This is a genomic window from Acinetobacter sp. V2 (assembly GCF_001188385.1).
In the GTDB taxonomy this organism is placed as follows: Bacteria; Pseudomonadota; Gammaproteobacteria; order Pseudomonadales; family Moraxellaceae; genus Acinetobacter; species Acinetobacter oleivorans.
The window spans coordinates 158,545-160,502 of record NZ_JZFB01000004.1 but is presented as its reverse complement, the minus strand read 5'-3'; the positions used below and the strand labels follow the sequence as shown (position 1 = coordinate 160,502).

Annotated in this window: 2 protein-coding genes and 1 pseudogene; 1 reads left to right on the top strand and 2 read right to left on the bottom strand. The window is 39.9% G+C overall.

The window, feature by feature from the left end:
- Window positions 1-757, top strand: a 757-nt coding sequence (locus UC75_RS13690) for an AEC family transporter (RefSeq protein WP_228137376.1), incomplete at its 5' end; no start/stop codon positions are given.
- Between the two features lie 223 nt (window positions 758-980).
- On the opposite strand, the gene rdgB is transcribed toward UC75_RS13690, so the two are convergent.
- Entirely contained in the window at window positions 981-1,604 is a 624-nt protein-coding gene (gene rdgB, locus UC75_RS13685) for an RdgB/HAM1 family non-canonical purine NTP pyrophosphatase (protein ID WP_049837918.1), read from the bottom strand.
- A 174-nt stretch (window positions 1,605-1,778) separates the two neighbouring features.
- Window positions 1,779-1,958, bottom strand: a pseudogene (locus UC75_RS21750) (sel1 repeat family protein); the annotation flags it as partial.

The window sequence follows — 1,958 nt, the reverse complement described above, 5'->3', positions numbered from 1 at the left end:
TGTGATTATTTACAACATGGTATTTTATCAGCCGGGTAGTTTGAGTTTGATGCTCTTTAGCTTCGGTTCAGCATTTCTTATTTTCTTTGCTTATTTAGCTTTATTTAAAGACAGATTATTAGCGCTTTGCGTAAGTTATACCAACATGGGCTGGCTCGGTTTTCCTTTTGCTATGGCTTTATTTGGCCCTGATGCTACGGCCCCAATTGTTGCGCTATATATTGGTATGTCTCTTTTTGGAAATGCATGGGCTGTTACGGCAGTCACTACAGCACCACAAAGTAAGCTCAGCATATTAAAAAAAGTTTTAACGTCTCCACCGTGTATTTCAATCTTTTGCGCGCTTGTGCTCAGGTTGTTAGGTGCTCAGCATATCGAGCATCCTGCCATACATTGGGTATATGAGGTTGCCAAGTTTGCAATGACGTTTGCTGGAATGTGTGTATTGGGAATGTGGTTACGTCGTACTCGAGTGCATTTAAAAGACCTAATCTACAGTACGAAAGCTCAAGCATTTAAGGTGGTGTGTGGACTTATTCTTTGTGGCTTAACTTATAGATTTCTACCGATTCCAAATATAAGTCAGCAAATTGGAGTCATGTTTTTAATGTTCTGTTTGCCACCAGCAGCCAATATTGTAGCGCTAGAAACACATTATCAAGGAACAGGAAGATCTGCGGCTTATATCGCCTCAGGGACGATTGTGAGTTGTGTGTGTATTGCGATTTATGCTGTGTTTTTGCATTTTCCACTATAATTTTTAAAGTTCTTTCCCCACATTTGCTTGTGCGAAGGCGGCATGGATGCCGCCATGTCACTGCCTTGCGCTGATTTCCAAAGCAGTGCTTTGGAAATCGCTCAGGACGTGTCATCAGTCTAACAAAAGATTTTTGCTTACTTTTCATCTTTGAAAAGTAAGATTTGCCTATACAAAGTCGAATACTCTCTAACGTGGTATTCAAAGGCTATATGGAAAAAAATTATACTAAACTCTCTCTAAATAACTGCATCGCTTGTCCACGATGACTAATCTTATTCTTGTCTTCTTTAGAAAGTTCAGCACTAGAAACTTGTAGCTCAGGTAACCAGAATAATGGGTCATAACCAAAGCCATTTTCACCGCGTGCAGCTTCTAAAATTTCGCCGTGCCAGATGCCTTGGAAAACTTGTGGCAAAGGATCTTCAGCATGCGTTACTAAAGCAAGTACACATACAAACATGCCTTCAATCACTTCACCATTTTTACGAAATGGCAAAAGATCATTTAATAATTTGGCATTGTTCGCTGCATCGTCACCGTGTTCTCCAGCATAGCGTGCTGAATAAATACCAGGTGCGCCGCCTAAGATAGGAACACAAATACCTGAGTCATCAGCCATAGCAGGTTTACCTGAAATTTGAGAGGCATGACGAGCTTTAATAATGGCATTTTCAATAAAGCTTAAGCCATCTTCAATTGCATCGGGAATATTAAGGCGACCTTGAGGAATAATTTCTACAGGTAACTTAAGCTGTTCAAAAAGTTTTTCAAACTCAGCGACTTTACCTTTGTTATTGCTGGCAAGAACTAAACTGCCCTGATCAAACCAATGTGGGGTAGACATAATAAAACCAAACTTTATAGCTAATATCGAACGTGAGTTATGTTACGTGTTTTTTAAGAGGGGATATAGAGGGAAATAAATAGAATATAAAATGGGACAACCTAAACTAAAGCCACCTTGTAGAGTATACAAGGTGGCTTTAGTCGAGTAAGGTTTTTTACGGATGAACCGTTATTATTGTGCTTGAATCCATTTATCTGCACGGTCACGCGCTGTACGGATTTGTTCTTGAGTTAAGTTCGCCGCTAGAGCAGTTTTCTTACCTTCAGATAGGCTAATCACTTTATTGTCGAGCATGCCATCACGAGTTGAAAGCTCATACCACTGGTAAGCACCTACGTAGTTTTTCTTTTG